Source organism: Phenylobacterium sp. GW823-FHT02A09 (genome assembly GCF_058797775.1).
Window position 1 is genome coordinate 143,974 of record NZ_JBXAJZ010000005.1, and the last position, 15,032, is coordinate 159,005.

The window sequence follows — 15,032 nt, forward strand, 5'->3', positions numbered from 1 at the left end:
TCCTAGAACTTGTACTTCGCGCCGATCTTGATCTGCCACAGCGAGTTCTCGCTGCGCAGGAACGGCTTCACCGGCTGCTGGAAGGCGCCGTTAACGCCCGTGCCGGAGTAGGTGTAGGTCGCGCCCGGAGCCGCGCAGGCGCCGGCGGCGCCGGCCCCGCACTGGACGTTCACCACCGGCACGCCGCGGTAGAAGTCGTACTGCTCGACGATGCCCCACTCGTCGTTGAGCAGGTTCCCGAGGTTCTCGATGTCCATGTAGACCTCGAGCTTGGCGCCGTTCGGGAAGAACGCCGGCAGTTCCTGGCTGATGCGCAGGTCGACCGTGGTCACGTCCGGATTGTTGAACGAGTTCCGCGGCACGATCTTGCCGGCGTAGCCGATCAGGCCCGACTGCTGCAGGAAGGCGTTGAACGCCGCCACGTCGAAGCCGGCCGCGTAGTTGACGCGCGGGTCCGAGGTCGCGGTGACTTGGCCGCCGGCCGCCGCCGGCACGTAGAGCAGGGCGTTCGACGAGGCCTGACGACCCGAGAAGCTCGAGACCGAGTTGCCGAAGTCGTTGTCGAAGCCGCTCGTGGCGCTGTTGGCGAAGGTGTAGCTGAACGGCAGGCCGGTGCGGCTCTGCGCAAACATGCGGAACGAGGTCTCATAGTCGCCGAAGAACTTGCGGGCGTACGAGACGTCGAACGCGAAGCGCTCGCGGATCTCGTAGTCCGAGGTCGCCGCCGGCGGGTTCTGGACGTCCGACGAGGCGAACCGGGTGTAGCTCGACTGAGCGATCGAGCTGGTCATCGGGTTGGCGTCGGTCGACTCGGTGTGGGTGTAGATGAACTTGCCGCCCAGGCCTTCCAGGAAGCCTTCGTTCCACTCCTTGGCGATGGTGATCGCGTAGGATTCCGAGCCGCCCTTGTCGGTGTTGGCCAGCATCATGTCGTAGGAGTTGCCGGTCAGGTCGCCCGTGGTCGTGCGGCCGTAGACCGGACGACCGTCCGGCGCGACGCCGATCTGACGGGCGCGCAGGTCGGTCCAGTAGAGGGCGTTCTGGTTCGACATCCGCACGTAGTCGGCCTGGACCAGCCAGCCGTCGCCGAAGCGGCCGAGGTCGAACTCGTAGCCGACCGACAGGTTGCCCTTCCAGGTCACCGGGATCTGGAACGACGGGCTGACGACGTTGGTGTTGCCGCCGCGCGGCGTGAACGTACAGCCGGCCGGGGCCTTGGTGATGTCGACGTTGGTCAGGACCGCGCCGGCGCAGTTGGCGTTGGTCTGGTTGACGCCGTTGTTCGAGAAGGCGTTCGACACCCACACGTTCAGACCGGTCGACGAGAAGCCGCCGAAGCCGCCCGACACGCGCAGACGGTCGGTCGGAGCCCAGTTGAACGACACCCGCGGCAGCACGACGTACTTGCCGTCGAGGTTCTGCTGGTTCGAGAAGCCGTTCCGCGACTGGAACGCCGAGTTGTAGGTCGGCATGTCGTCCATCGAGTACGAGTCGATGCGGACGCCGGCCAGGACGTCGAGGTTCGGCAGGATCTGGATGCGATCCTCGGCGTAGGCGCTGGTCAGGCGGTAGCCGAAGGTGGCCGCGCCGAGACGCGCGGTGCCCAGGGCGGCCGGAACCGTGCCGCCGTTCGGATCGACGCCGCCCGTCAGGGTGAAGCCCGAGGCGATCTTGTTCAGGTAGTTGGCGTAGCTCGAGAAGGTGTACGAGCCGAGCGAGTTGGCCACGAAGACGTTGAAGACGTCGTCCTGTTCGGTCCGCAGACCGACCATGAAGTCATGGATGCCGTAGTGGTAGCGGGCGATCGCCTCGAAGGTGTCGACCTTCACGTTCAGATAGTTGTCGTGACGGTTGATGTCGGCGCCGTAGCGGAACTGGGCGCTGCCCGCGCCCGGCAGGACGCCCGGCATGTCGTTCACGGTGACGTCAACCTGGCCGACGCTCAGACCGCCGAGCGGCAGCTGCTGGGTGTCGGTTTCCTTGCGCGAGTAGCGCAGCTCGGTCGAGAAGGCGTCCGTCCACTGCGAGTTCAGCTGCGCGGTGTAGACCGTCAGCTCCTCGATCTTGTTGTAGTCGTTGGTCTCCAGGCCGATCCGCGGCTGGGTGACGCTGTTGCCCTGGGCGAAGGTCGAGGTGACCGAACCGTTCAGCGAGTTGCCGACGGTGTTCTGCCAGGTGAACTCGGCGCGGTGGTTGTCGGTGATGTTCCAGTCCAGCTTGACGAGCTTCTTCTCGTCCTCGACCGGGAAGGCGCCCGACAGGAAGTTGCCCGGGTCGTAGCCATAGATGCGCTGGGTGTCGGCCTGGAACTGGTCGACGGCGCCGGTGGTGATGCGCGGAATGACCACCGAGGCGCCCGAGCCGGTCGGGCCTTCGTCGAAGCCCAGTTCGCCGTCGAACTTTTCGTAGGCCAGGAAGAAGAACAGCTTGTCCTTGATGATCGGGCCGCCGAGCGTGGCGCCCCAGGTCTTCTCTTCGAAGGCCGAGCCGGCCGGGGCGCCGCGGATGGTGTCGCCCTGGAAGTCGCGGCCGGTCTTTTCACCGAACAGCGAGCCCGAGAAATCGTTGCCGCCCGACTTCAGCACGGCGTTGATCTGACCGCCGGTGAAGCCGTTGTTGATCGGGCTGTAGGGGGCGATCGAGACGTTGACCGCGCCGACCGCGTCGAGCGGGAAAGGCGAGCGCTGGGTCGGATAGCCGTTGCCGTTCAGGCCGAAATCGTCGTTCTGGCGGACGCCATTGACGGTCAGCTGGTTGAAGCGGGTGTTGGTGCCCGCGAAGGACAGCGCGTCCTGGTTCGAGACGTCGATGGTCGCGAACGGGTCGAGACGGGCGAAGTCCTTGATGTCGCGGCTGATCGACGGCAGCGATTCGATCGCAGCGGCCGAGAAGTTCGTCGAGGGGCCGCCCTGGCTCGGCGCGGCCAGCGCGCCGGTGACGACCAGTTCTTCAACCGCCGCGGAACCGGCGCGGAACATGTCGAGGCGGACGTTGGCCGGATCGCCGACGCCGACGTTCTGCAGGGTCGCTTGAGTGCGCTCGAAGTCCGTCGCGGTGGCGACGATGCGGTACGGACCGCCGACGCGCAGGCCGCGCGCCGAGAAGTAGCCGTCGGCGCCGGTGACCGACGTCGAGGTGGCGCCGGTCGGGACGTGAGTCACCGAAACCGTCGCGCCGGCCACGCCGGCGCCATTTTCGTCCGTAACCTGACCACGCACCGAGCCGGTGGTTTCCTGCGCGTACACCGCGCTGGACATGGCGCACACAAGTGCAGTCAGCGCCGCGCCGCCGGCGAGCCTATTCATCATTCGCATTGAGGTCCCCTAATCCATCGGGAATGGGATGAACGCAGGGTCCAGGCCCCCCACTCCTGGTGGTCCCTATAGCTTGGAAAATTCGCCCGTGGGTGACGGAATCGTGACGGCTTGGTCACTTGACGTGACGGACGCCAAATAAGCCGGCGCCTGTCGCTTTACAGACACGCCGGGCCGCGCAAATTTCCGCCCATTCGCGACCCACGAGGCGACCTTGGCCAGCAACCCACTGTCAGCGCACGGAATCGAACGCCATTGGCGGGCGGTGCTGATGATCACCCTGGCGCTGACCGCCGTCCGCATGGTCGCGCTGTTCGCCACCCCGCTGGAGCTCTATCCCGACGAAGCCCAGTACTGGCTTTGGTCGCGCACCCTCGACTGGGGCTACTATTCGAAACCACCGATGGTGGCGTGGCTGATCTGGGCCACGACCTCGATCGGCGGCGACGCCGAGCCTTGGGTCCGGTTCGCCGCGCCGTTGCTGCACGCCGTGACGACCTTCTGCGTGTTCGCGATCGGACGGCGGCTCTATGATTCGACCACCGGCTTCGCCGCCGCGGTGCTCTATCTGCTGATGCCGGCGGTGCAGCTCTCCTCGCTGGTCGCAGCCACCGACGCCCCGCTGCTGATGTTCCTGGCCATGGCGCTGCTGGCCTATGTCGAGATGCCGGCCGGCGATGCGCGCCGCCGGCTCTGGCTGGCCGCCGGCTTCGGCGCGGCGCTCGGCCTGGCGTTCCTGTCGAAGTACGCCGCGGTGTACGGACTGATCGGCCTGGGCTTGCACCTGGCCCTGTCGCCCGACGCCCGCCGGGTCTGGAACCTGAGGTCCGCGCTCGCCGCCCTCGCCGCCCTGCTGACGGTCCTCGCCCCGAACCTGATGTGGAACGCCGCGCACGGCTTCTCGACCGTGCAGCACACCGCGGCGAACGCCAACTGGAGCGGACACCAGCTGTTCAACCTCGGCGAGCTGGGCGACTTCCTGGCCTCGCAGTTCGGGGTGTTCGGCCCGATCCCGTTCGCGGTGCTGCTGGGCGGCGCAGCTGTGCTCGCCTTCCGCCGCCGGCTGCAGCCCGCCGACGTGCTGCTGCTGTGCTTCGCGCTGCCGGCGATCCTGATCGTCACGGGCCAGGCGTTCATCAGCCGCGCCAACGCCAACTGGTCGGGGGCCGGCTACGTCCCCGGCGTGATCGTGGTCGCCGCCTGGCTGATCCGCTGGCGCGCCCGATGGTGGCTGATCGCGGCTCTGGCGCTGCAGGGGGCGGTGGCCGCGGTGTTCCTGGCCTGCGTGCTCAACACCGGCTTCGCCGACCGCGTGGGTCTGTCCAACGCTTTCAAGCGGGCCAAAGGCTGGGAGCAGATGACCGAGGCGGTCGCGAACCGCGCCATGCGTGAGCCGCCCGGCTCGCTGAGCGCCATCGCCGTCAACGACCGCTTCTTGTTCAACGCCGCCGCCTATTACGGCCGCGACTACTTCGGCAAGAACGGCGAACCGCCGCTGAAGATGTGGGTGCGCGAGGCCCATCCGCAGAACCAGGCCGAGACCGTCGCCCCGCTGACCGCGGCCGACGGCAAGCGGGTGCTGGCCGTCAGCCTGGAGCAGGTGTTCCTGGACGAGATGAAGGCCGACTTCCGCGCCGCCTCCGACGAGGAGATCGTCAGCATCTGGCTGGACCGCAAGCGCAAGCGCAAGGCCGAGCTCTTCATCGCCGAGGGCTTTGCCCCGGCCCCCCGCGACCCGGTCACCGGTAAGCCGGTCCCCAGACAGCCTTGAGCGCCCGGTCGCGGCCGCAGCCAATCCGATAGGCCTCGTAATTGGCCGGGTTCTTCTTGGCGTAGTCCTGGTGATAGGCCTCGGCCGGCCAGAACTTGCCGCCGACCAGGACACGGGTGGCGACCGGCTTGCCCAGGGTCTTGGCGACCTGCGCCTTCACCGCTTGGGCGGTTGCGGTCTCAGTGTCGTCGGCGACGAACACCGCGGTCGTGTAGGACGGCCCGCGGTCGCAGATCTGGCCGCCGGCGTCGGTCGGATCGATGTGGTGGAAGAAGCCGTCGACCAGCTTGGCGTAGCTGATCTTGGCGGGATCGTAGGTGACCTTCACCGCCTCCAGATGACCGCGATGGTTCTGGTAGGTGGGGTTTTGCAGGGCGCCGCCGGCGTAGCCGGAGACGGCGCTGGTCACGCCGGGCAGGCTCTCCATCGCCTTCTCGGTCGACCAGAAGCAGCCGCCGGCGAATACGGCGGTCGCCGCCTGCGCGACCGGGGCCAGAGCCAAGGTGCTCAGCGTCGCCAGGGCGGCGGCGGTGCGAAGAGTCTTCATGGACGTCATGATCTCACCTCGAGGCGGCGGAACAAGACCCGCCGCTGTCTGGTGGAGATACGATCCCGCGTGGCTGGCGGATGCCTTGCGCCTGCGCGTTCTGGCCGCGCGCGCGGGCGGGTTTCACCTGATAGCCGGGGACGGGCGCTGCGGTCCCACTAGGCGAGAATCTAAGCGCCCTCGCCCGAGGAGTCACGATGAACCGCCGACTGGTGGAACACCTGAGGCTCGCCAGCGGCCTCCTGCTTGCCGCCCTCGCGGCGTCGGGCGCCGCCGCCCAGGAGCTGGAGCCGCGCTCCTATTCGCCGTCGCCGGTCGGCGCGAACTTTGTGGTCGCCGGCTACGGCCGCTCGACCGGCGAGGTCCTGTTCGACGCGTCGGGCCCGATCTCCGACGCGCACGCAGAGATCAACCTGGCCACCGCAGGCTACAGCCGGGTGTTCGACCTGGGCGGCCATCAGTCGAGCCTGACCGTGGCGGTTCCCTATCTGTGGGGCGACGCCGAGGGAAACGTCGGCGAGGCCAGCCGCGCGATCTCGCGTTCGGGGTTCGGCGACGTGCGGCTGAAGTTCAGCACCCTGCTGGTGGGCGGGCCGGCGCTCTCGCCCAAGGCCTTCGCGGCCAGGACGCCCGGCCCGATCATCGGGACCAGCCTGCTCGTCGTCGCGCCGACCGGCGAGTACATGCCCGACAAGATCATCAACCTCGGCGCCAATCGCTGGGCGTTCAAGCCGGAGATCGGCGTCGCCTATCCCATGGGAAAGTGGCAGGCCGATGCCTATGCCGGCGTCTGGATCTATGCGGACAACGACGACTTCCTGCGAGGCCTGATCCGGTCTCAGGAGCCGATGGGCACGTTCCAGGCCCACCTGACCTACACGTTCCGCCCCGGACTTTGGGCCGGCGTGAACGCCACCTACTACACCGGGGGCGCCACCAAGACCGGCGGAGTGCGCGACATCAATCGCCAGGAGAACGCCCGTATCGGCCTGACGCTGGCCGTGCCGGTGACCCAGCGCCAGTCACTGCAGTTCAGCTATTCCCAGGGCGCCCTGACCAGGTACGGCGGCGACTTCACGTCGTTCGCCGTGGCCTGGCGCACCTTGTGGTTCGACTGACGTCCTAAGCCGCGACCTCGAACGCCGCCTCGGTCTTGGACTTCACCTCTTCGACCGTCACGCCCGGGGCCAGCTCGATCAGCTTCACCGGCGTCTTGCCGCGGTTGATCTCGAAGACGCCGAGCTCGGTGATCAGCAGGTCGACGACGCCGGCGCCGGTCAGCGGCAGGCTGCATTCCTTCAGCAGCTTGGGCGCGCCGGACTTCTCGCAGTGGTCCATGACCACGACGACGCGCTTGACGCCGGCCACCAGGTCCATGGCCCCGCCCATGCCCTTGACCATCTTGCCGGGCACCATCCAGTTCGCCAGGTCGCCGTTCGCCGCCACCTGCATGCCGCCCAGGATCGACAAGGCGATATGGCCGCCTCGGATCATCGCGAACGAGTCGGCGCTGGAGAAGTAGGACGAGCTCGGCAGCTCGGTGATGGTCTGCTTGCCGGCGTTGATCAGGTCGGCGTCTTCCTCGCCCTCATAGGGGAACGGGCCCATGCCCAGCATGCCGTTCTCGCTCTGCAGCGTCACGTGCATGCCGTCCGGGATGTAGTTGGCGACCAGGGTTGGAATGCCGATGCCCAGGTTCACATAGAAGCCGTCGCGCAGTTCCTTGGCGGCGCGAGCGGCCATCTCGTCACGGGTCCAGGCCATCTTACGCGCTCGCCTTTTCTTCGCGGGGGCGGGTGGTGACCCGCTCGATGCGCTTCTCGTAGACCGCGCCCTTGATGATGCGGTCGACGAAGATGCCGGGGGTGTGGATGTGGTCCTTGTCGATCGAGCCAATCGGCACGAGGTTCTCGACCTCGGCGACGGTGACCTTGCCGGCCGTGGCCATCATCGGATTGAAGTTCCGGGCGGTCTTTCGATAGACGAGGTTGCCCTCGGCGTCGCCGGTGTGCGCCTTGACGATCGACAGGTCGGCGACGAGGCCGCGCTCCATCACATAGGTCTCGCCGTCGAAGTCGCGGACTTCCTTGCCCTCGGCCACCAGGGTGCCGACGCCGGTCTTGGTGAAGAAGGCGGGGATCCCGGCGCCGCCGGCGCGGATGCGCTCGGCCAGGGTGCCCTGCGGATTGAACTCCAGCTCCAACGCGCCCGAGAGGTACAGCTGCTCGAACAGCTTGTTCTCGCCGACATAGGACGAGATCATCTTCTTGATCTGGCCGCTCTCGAGCAGGACGCCGAGGCCGAAGCCGTCGATCCCGCAATTGTTGGACACCACCGTCAGGTTCTTGACGCCGGATTCCTTGATCGCGCCGATCAGGTTCTCGGGAATGCCGCAGAGGCCGAAGCCCCCGGCCATGATGGTCATGCCGTCGAACAGCAGCCCAGCCAGGGCGTCCACGGCGTCGTTGCGGGTCTTAGCCATGAGGCCCCTTTAAGCTGCCAGCGCGTCGTTGAGAACAGGGTAAGGTGAAAAAATTCATCAGATGGCGAAGAATTACTCAGCCAGGGCCTTGGGCGACTTCTTCATGGCGTCGGCCGCCTCCTTGTTGCCGGCCTCGCCCTCCTTGCGGGGCACGGAGAACGGCTCCGGCGTCGGGGTCTGCATGTTGCCGCGCATCAGCCAGCGCCCCTCGGCGATACCGCCGGCGACCTGCAGTTCCAGCCGCTCGGTGTCGCGGCGGCGAACGTCGCGGGTGATCTCGGCGGCTTCGACCTCGTCGACGCCGAGCTCGATGAGGACGTTCTTGCCGAACGCCAGCGCGGACTCGAAGGTCTCGCGGATCTGGTAGTCGACCCCGGCCTTGATCAGCCGCAGCGAGTGGCCACGGTCGAAGGCGCGGACGAACAGCTTGGCCAGCGGGAACTCGGCCTTGATCAGTTCGACGATCTTGTCGGCGACCTCCGGCTTGTCGACGCAGACGAGGATCGCCTCGGCATTGGTCGCGCCCGAGGCGCGCAGCACGTCGAGCCGGGTGCCGTCGCCATAGTAGACCTTGAAGCCGAAGGTGCCGGCAGCGCGGATCATCTCGACGTCGGTCTCGATCAACGAGACTTCCATGCCGCGGGCCAGCAGCGGCTGGCTGACCACCTGGGCGAAGCGGCCGAAGCCGATCATCAGCACCCGGCCTTCGAGGTTGGCGGCCAGTTCGACCCCGTCCATCGATTCCTTGGGCGGCGGCAGCACCCGGTTCAGCACGATCACCACCAGCGGGGTCAGCGCCATGGACATGATGACGATGGCGGTCATCGCCGCGCTGGTGCGCCCGTCCATCACGCCGGCGGCGACGGCCGCGGCATAGAGCACGAAGGCGAACTCGCCGCCCTGGGCGAACAGCGCCGCGCGCTGGATCGCCTCGGTGTTACCGGCCTTGAACAGCCGCGCGACGCCGTAGATGCCCGCCGCCTTCACGATCATGAAGGCCAGCACGCCGAGCACGATCAGGCCCCATTCGGCGGCCACCACCGACAGGTCGAGCGACATGCCGACGCTGAGGAAGAACAGGCCCAGCAGGATGCCGCGGAACGGCTCGATGTCGGCCTCGAGCTGGAAGCGGAAGGTCGATTCCGACAGCAGCACCCCGGCCAGGAAAGCGCCCATGGCCATGGAGAGTCCGCCCCACTGCATGAAGAGCGCAGTGCCCAGCACCACCAGCAGAGCGGCGGCGGTCATGATCTCGCGCGCGCCGGTGCGGGCCAGGATCTGGAAGAAGGGGTTCAGCAGCCAGCGGCCGGCGGCGATCACCACCGCAATGCAGCCGAGACCAATCAGCAGGCCGAGCCAGACCGGGCGGCCGCTCTCGACCGCCCCGCCGCCCATCGAGCCGAGCACGACCACCAGCGCCAGCAGCGGCACCACCGCCAGGTCTTCGAGCAGCAGGATCGAGACCGCGCGCTGGCCAGCCTCGGTCGAGGTCTCGCCGCGCTCGTCGAGCATCTTCATGATCACGGCGGTCGAGGAGAGCACGAAGCCGCTGGCCCCGATCACCGCCGCGGCCGGCGGCAACCCACCGAGGATCGCGACGCCGGACAGCAGGACGCAACAGACCAGCACCTGGGCCGCGCCGAGCCCGAAGATCTCGCCGCGCAGGCTCCATAGCTTGCTGGGCCGCATCTCCAGGCCGATGAGGAACAGGAACAGCACCACGCCCAGTTCGGCGACGTGCAGGATCGCTTCCGGATCGGCGAACAGCTTCAGCCCGAACGGACCGATCACCAGGCCGGCGGCCAGATAGCCGAGCACCGATCCCAGCCCCAGCTTGCGGAACAGGGGCACGGCCACGACGCCGGCGGCCAGCAGGGCGACGGCGTGCCCAAGATTCATCCCCGCAGCCTCTGCCGCCATCGACGCTCCAATACGTTCGACCGCCCCTCCGAGCGGGGCGGCTCTCGCGCGTATGTGGTGTCAAAAGACCCCCTGGCGCAACGGGGGGCCGCCGCCTGAGCAGCGCGAGGGACCGGCCTGCCCGCCGATGGGGCAGGCCGGCGCCCGTCAGCCCGTGTAGGGCCGCAGCACGATTTCGACGCGGCGGTTCTTGGCCCGGCCGGCGTCGGTCGAGTTGTCGGCGATCGGCTGGGTCGAGCCGCGGCCTTCCACATAGAGACGGTCGCGCAGCACGCCCCCGCGGCCGGTCAGGTAGTCGGCCACCGACAGCGCCCGGCGTTCCGAGAGCGTCTGGTTGTAGTCGGCGCGGCCGGTGGAGTCGGCGTGGCCGATCACGTCGACCAGGGTCTGCGGATAGTTGTTCAGGCTGCGCGCCACGTCGTCGAGCGCGCCGTAGAACTGCGGCTGGATGTCGGAGCGGTCGAAGCCGAAGGTCACGTCGCTCGGCATCTGCAGGACGATGTTGTCGCCCTGGCGCTGGACCTCGACGCCGCTGCCGGCCAGTTCGCGGCGCAGTTCGGCCTGCTGGCGGTCCATGTAGTTGCCGACGCCGGCGCCGGCGAGCGCCCCGATACCCGCTCCGATCAGCGCGTTCTTGCGGCCCTGCTCGCTGCGGTTGGTGTTGGTCAGATAGCCCAGCGCCGCGCCGCCCAGCGCCCCGGCGATCGCGCCGGTGCCGGTGTTGTTGCGGACGACCTGTCCGGTGTAGGGGTCGGTGGTGGTGCAGGCGGCCAGGGCCCCTGCCCCGAGGATGCAGGCCCCGAGGGCGGTCAGTTTGCGCATAAGCGATCTCCTCGATCGTGAAACTCAGGTGCGAACGCGAGCGCTACGGTCAAGGTTCCCGCGAGCCGGGACGAAGGTTCAAACGTGACGACAGAGACGATCAAGCCGGTTTCGTTCAAGCGTTTCGACGGCGACTTCGACGGCTTTTCCCATGATCTGGGCGGATCGTTCGCCCGCTACGGCTTTGCGGTGATCTCCGACCACGACCTGCCGCAAGCGCGGATCGAGGCGGCGCTGGCCGCCACCAAGGCCTTCTTCGCCCTGCCCGAGGAGGTCAAGCGCGCCTATGTCGTCGGGACCGGCGGCCAGCGCGGCTACACCCCGTTCGGCATCGAGACCGCCAAGGACGCCAAGCACTTCGACCTCAAGGAATTCTGGCACATGGGCCGCGACCTGCCGCCCGGCCACCCGTTCCGCGACTTCATGCCCGACAATGTCTGGCCGGCCGAGGTTCCGGCGTTCCACACCGAGATCGCCTGGCTGTTCAACGCGCTGGACGGCATGGGCCGGCAGGTGCTGGAAGCCATCGCCGTCTATCTGAAGCTGGACCGCCAGTTCTTCGATCCGACCGTGAACTTCGGCAACTCGATCCTGCGGCTGCTGCACTATCCGCCGGTGCCCAAGGACGGGCCCAACATCCGCGCCGGCGCGCACGAGGACATCAACGTCATCACCCTGCTGCTCGGCGCCGAGGAGGCCGGGCTGGAGGTGCTGGACCGCGACGGCCAGTGGCTGGCGATCAATCCGCCGCCCGGCTCCGTCGTCTGCAACATCGGCGACATGCTGCAGCGGCTGTCCAACCACGTGCTGCCCTCGACGACCCACCGGGTGGTCAATCCGGCGCCCGAGCGCCGCGGCTTCGCGCGCTACTCGACGCCGTTCTTCCTGCACTTCAATCCGGACTACGAGATCCGCACCCTGCCAGGTTGCATCACCCCCGAGCATCCCGACCGCGGGCTGGCGCCAATCACCGCCGACGAGTTCCTCAAGGAACGTTTGCGCGAGATCAAGCTTCTATAGGCGGAAGCCGCCCCGCCGCGCCGGAGGGTCGGTTTTCGCCATGCTGCACGCCATATCTGCAAGAAATCCCCAAGCTTGACAGTTTTCCACAACTGATCGACCAAAGGTTGCCGAACGGCGTTCGGAAAAAGACGGAAACTTAACCGCGCCGCCCGATCTTGGGCGCAAGGACGCGGCCCGGGGGGATCAACATGTCCAAGCCTGAATCGGCCTCGCAGGCCGAGGCCGCGCGGCTGGCCGCCATCGCCACCCTCGATCTGGACGAGCTGAAGCCGACCTTCGAGCGGATCGGCCGCCTGGCGCGCGCCTTCGCCCGGCTGGACCTGGGCGACGTGGTGATGGTCGGCGCCGAGCGCACCTGGCACGCGAGCGTCGGCCCGAGCTGGACCGACGAGCAGATCTGCCAGGACCAGTCGTTCTCCGAGGTCGTGGTCGGCGAGGACCAGCTGCTGTGGGTCGCCGACGCCCTGACCGACGCCCGCTTCTGCGGCCATCCGCACGTCGTCGGCCCCGAGGCCGTGCGCTTCTACGCCGGCGCTCCGATCCGGCTGGCCGACGGCCAACCGATCGGCGTGGTCTGCGTCGCCAGCCGTGGTCCGCACGCCTATGACGGCGACCTTGCCAGCTACCTGATCGACCTGGCCGCCATCGCCTCGAACGAGTGCTCGCGCCACCATGCTCAGCGCGACCTCGTAAAGTACGCCGGCGAGGCCGAGGCCGCCAACAAGGCCAAGAGCGAGTTCCTCGCAAATATGAGCCACGAAATCCGCACGCCGCTGAACGGGGTGATGGGCATCGCCGGGGCCTTGGCCAAGACGCCGCTCAGCCCGCACCAGGCCGAGATGGTCGAGCTGATCGAGACCTCGGCCCAGACGCTGGAAGCGCTGCTGACCGACATTCTCGACCTGGCCCGGATCGAGGCCGGCCGCATCGAGATCCGGCCCGAGCCGTTCGACATGGCGACCTCGGTGGGCGCCTGCGCGGCGCTGTTCGAGGCCAGCGCCCAGGCCAAGGGCCTGACGCTCAAGGTCGAGATCGAGCCCTACGCCCAGGGAGCGTTCGAGGGCGACGGTCCGCGGATCCGCCAGATCCTGACCAACCTGCTGGGCAACGCCGTCAAGTTCACGTCCGAGGGCGAGGTGCGGTTGACCGTCGCCGCCCGCCGCGACGAGACCACCACCCACCTTTCGTTCACCGTCGCCGACACCGGCATCGGCTTCGACGAGGCCGCCCGCCAGCGGCTGTTCGGCCGCTTCCAGCAGGCCGACGGCTCGATCACCCGCCAGTACGGCGGCACGGGGCTTGGCCTCGCCATCTCGCGCTCGCTGGCCGAGGCGATGGGCGGCGAGCTGAGCGCCAGCGCCGTGATCGGCAAGGGCGCGACCTTCGTGCTGACGCTGGAACTGCCGCGCCGCCACGGGGCGGTGGAGATGTGGGGCGAGCACGAGGCCCACGCCGCCGAGGAGGCCGAGCTCGACGCCATGCGGGTGCTGCTGGCCGAAGACCACCCGACTAACCGCCGGGTGGTGGAGCTGATCCTGGGCGCGGCGGGGATCGACCTGGTCTCGGTCGAGAACGGCGCCGAGGCGGTCGACGAGGCGGCCCGCGGCCCGTTCGACCTGATCCTGATGGACATGCAGATGCCGGTCATGGACGGGCTGACCGCGATCTCGGCGATCCGCCGCCGCGAGGCGCGCGAAGGCCGTCGCACCCCGATCTACACCCTGACGGCCAACGCCATGCCCGAACATGCCGAGGCCTCGGCGCGGGCCGGCGCCGACGGCCACGTGACCAAGCCGATCACCGCCGAGCGGCTGCTGCACGTGGTCGAACAGGTCTGGGCCGACAAGGTCGCGCGCGCTGCGCAAGGCTCCAACGTCGTGGCGCTGCGCGCCTAGCGGGCGAAGATCCCCATCAGCTGCGGGCGGGCGAACACCGCCGGCGCCGCCTTCTGGGTGACGTCGGGCAGCCAGAAGGTGAGCTCCGAGCCGGCGTTCAGGGTGGCGTTCAGCATCTGGGCGGCGATGGCCGCGTCGACCGGCCGGATCGAGCCCTCGACGATGCCGTCGGAGATCATCGAGGCGAAACGGTCCGAGACCCGGTCGGAGTGCGCGACCTGCTCGATGCGGATCTCCTCGGGCAGGGCCGAGAGCGCCGAGACCCGCAGCAGCGGGCCGTACTGCGACAGCTGGAATTCGGCCAGCGCCGCCGAGGCGCTGGAGATCCGCAGCCACTGGTCGCCTTCCAGCGCCATGGCCAGCCGCTGCACCCGGCGCATGACCTCGAAGGTGCGGTCGAAGCAGGCGACCACCAGGTCGTCCTTGGCGTCGTTGTGGTGGTAGAACGAGCCCTTGGTGACGTTCAGCGCCTCGGAGATCTTGTTCACCGACGCGCCGCGATAGCCGCGCGAGTTGATCAGTCGCGTCGCCGCCAGCAGGAAGGTCTCGCGGCTCATCTCCGCGCCCTCGCTCGCCGCCAGTTCGGCCAGCGGCACCGGCGCCGGCGCCCAGCTCGCGCCCTCGACCGCCAGGCCGCCGACCAGGATGTCGAACACCCGCTCGCGCACCCGGCCGTAGTCCTCGGGGTCGTACTTGTTCAGCCAGGCCCCCGACCAGAACAGCTGAGCCAGCAGCATGTGGGTGCGGGCGGTGCGGCGCCCCCGGTTGAGCCAGGCCAGCTCGGGCGCCTCGAACAGGGTGCGGACCTTGCGGAACACCTTGGCGAAGGCCTCGATCACCTGGGCGCGGTGCGGATCCTTCAACGCCCGCACGTCGGCCAGGGTCGGCATCGGCGGCCCCTCGCCGATCGCCATCCGCCGCACGCGCTCGAAGTAGAGCTCCAGCAGCCGGTGCAGCCGGTCGGCCGGGGTCGGCTCGGCCACGGCGGTCTCGGCCGCTTCCTGCAGCCAGGCGATGCCGCGCATCATGCAGGCGGCGGCCAGGTCGTCCTTGCGCTTGAAGTAGTAGGTGACGCTGGTGGTCGAGAGCCCGACCGCGGCGGCGGCGTCGGCCAGGGTCAGGCCCTTCACGCCGCGCTGGTTCAGGAGGACGGTGGAAGCGTCAAGGATCGCGTCGCGCTTCCTGCGGAAGCGGTCCGTCGCCCGCACGCCCTTACGTTCCGCCATCCGAGCCCCTGGCACGCCTTGCACCGCCCCTG

At 68.4% G+C, this 15,032-nt stretch carries 11 protein-coding genes; 4 read left to right on the forward strand and 7 right to left on the reverse strand.

What is annotated here, in order from left to right; all coding sequences use genetic code 11:
- Positions 1-2: 2 nt before the first annotated feature.
- The gene (locus AC1Q87_RS20825) at positions 3-3,257 is read right to left on the reverse strand and encodes a TonB-dependent receptor (protein ID WP_492610746.1); all 3,255 of its coding nucleotides are present in this window, start codon (positions 3,255-3,257) and stop codon (positions 3-5) included.
- 271 nt (positions 3,258-3,528) lie between these two features.
- On the opposite strand from AC1Q87_RS20825, the gene AC1Q87_RS20830 reads away from it, so the two are divergent.
- A complete protein-coding gene (locus AC1Q87_RS20830; RefSeq protein ID WP_492610747.1) occupies positions 3,529-5,085 on the forward strand; it encodes an ArnT family glycosyltransferase in 1,557 nt (518 codons plus the stop codon).
- On the opposite strand, the gene msrA is transcribed toward AC1Q87_RS20830, so the two are convergent.
- Positions 5,054-5,632, reverse strand: coding sequence for a peptide-methionine (S)-S-oxide reductase MsrA (msrA, locus tag AC1Q87_RS20835; RefSeq protein WP_492610748.1), 579 nt, complete (start codon positions 5,630-5,632; stop codon positions 5,054-5,056). The genes AC1Q87_RS20830 and msrA overlap by 32 nt on opposite strands.
- 197 nt (positions 5,633-5,829) lie before the next feature.
- Here msrA and AC1Q87_RS20840 point away from each other — a divergent pair, with 197 nt between their 5' ends.
- Positions 5,830-6,750, forward strand: coding sequence for a transporter (locus AC1Q87_RS20840; RefSeq protein ID WP_492610749.1), 921 nt, complete (start codon positions 5,830-5,832; stop codon positions 6,748-6,750).
- A gap of 4 nt (positions 6,751-6,754) precedes the next feature.
- On the opposite strand, the gene AC1Q87_RS20845 is transcribed toward AC1Q87_RS20840, so the two are convergent.
- The 4 genes from AC1Q87_RS20845 to AC1Q87_RS20860 form a co-directional block, all read right to left on the reverse strand.
- On the reverse strand, positions 6,755-7,396 hold the full coding sequence (locus AC1Q87_RS20845) for a 3-oxoacid CoA-transferase subunit B (protein WP_492610750.1): 642 nt from the start codon (positions 7,394-7,396) through the stop codon (positions 6,755-6,757).
- A gap of 1 nt (position 7,397) precedes the next feature.
- Positions 7,398-8,114: a CoA transferase subunit A gene (locus tag AC1Q87_RS20850; protein ID WP_492610751.1), complete on the reverse strand. Its 717-nt coding sequence runs from the start codon at positions 8,112-8,114 to the stop codon at positions 7,398-7,400.
- Between the two features lie 72 nt (positions 8,115-8,186).
- Positions 8,187-10,034, reverse strand: coding sequence for a monovalent cation:proton antiporter-2 (CPA2) family protein (locus AC1Q87_RS20855; protein ID WP_492610752.1), 1,848 nt, complete (start codon positions 10,032-10,034; stop codon positions 8,187-8,189).
- Positions 10,035-10,181: 147 nt separating this feature from the next.
- Entirely contained in the window at positions 10,182-10,856 is a 675-nt protein-coding gene (locus AC1Q87_RS20860; protein ID WP_183776239.1) for a YiaD family glycine zipper/OmpA-like lipoprotein, read from the reverse strand.
- Positions 10,857-10,940: 84 nt separating this feature from the next.
- On the opposite strand from AC1Q87_RS20860, the gene AC1Q87_RS20865 reads away from it, so the two are divergent.
- The gene (locus tag AC1Q87_RS20865) at positions 10,941-11,876 is read left to right on the forward strand and encodes an isopenicillin N synthase family dioxygenase (protein WP_492610753.1); all 936 of its coding nucleotides are present in this window, start codon (positions 10,941-10,943) and stop codon (positions 11,874-11,876) included.
- Positions 11,877-12,067: 191 nt separating this feature from the next.
- Positions 12,068-13,774: a GAF domain-containing hybrid sensor histidine kinase/response regulator gene (locus AC1Q87_RS20870; protein WP_492610754.1), complete on the forward strand. Its 1,707-nt coding sequence runs from the start codon at positions 12,068-12,070 to the stop codon at positions 13,772-13,774.
- Here the strand turns inward: AC1Q87_RS20870 and AC1Q87_RS20875 are convergent.
- Complete coding sequence (locus AC1Q87_RS20875) at positions 13,771-15,000, reverse strand: TetR/AcrR family transcriptional regulator (RefSeq protein ID WP_492610755.1); 1,230 nt, start codon at positions 14,998-15,000, stop codon at positions 13,771-13,773. The genes AC1Q87_RS20870 and AC1Q87_RS20875 overlap by 4 nt on opposite strands.
- Between the last annotated feature and the right edge of the window lie 32 nt (positions 15,001-15,032).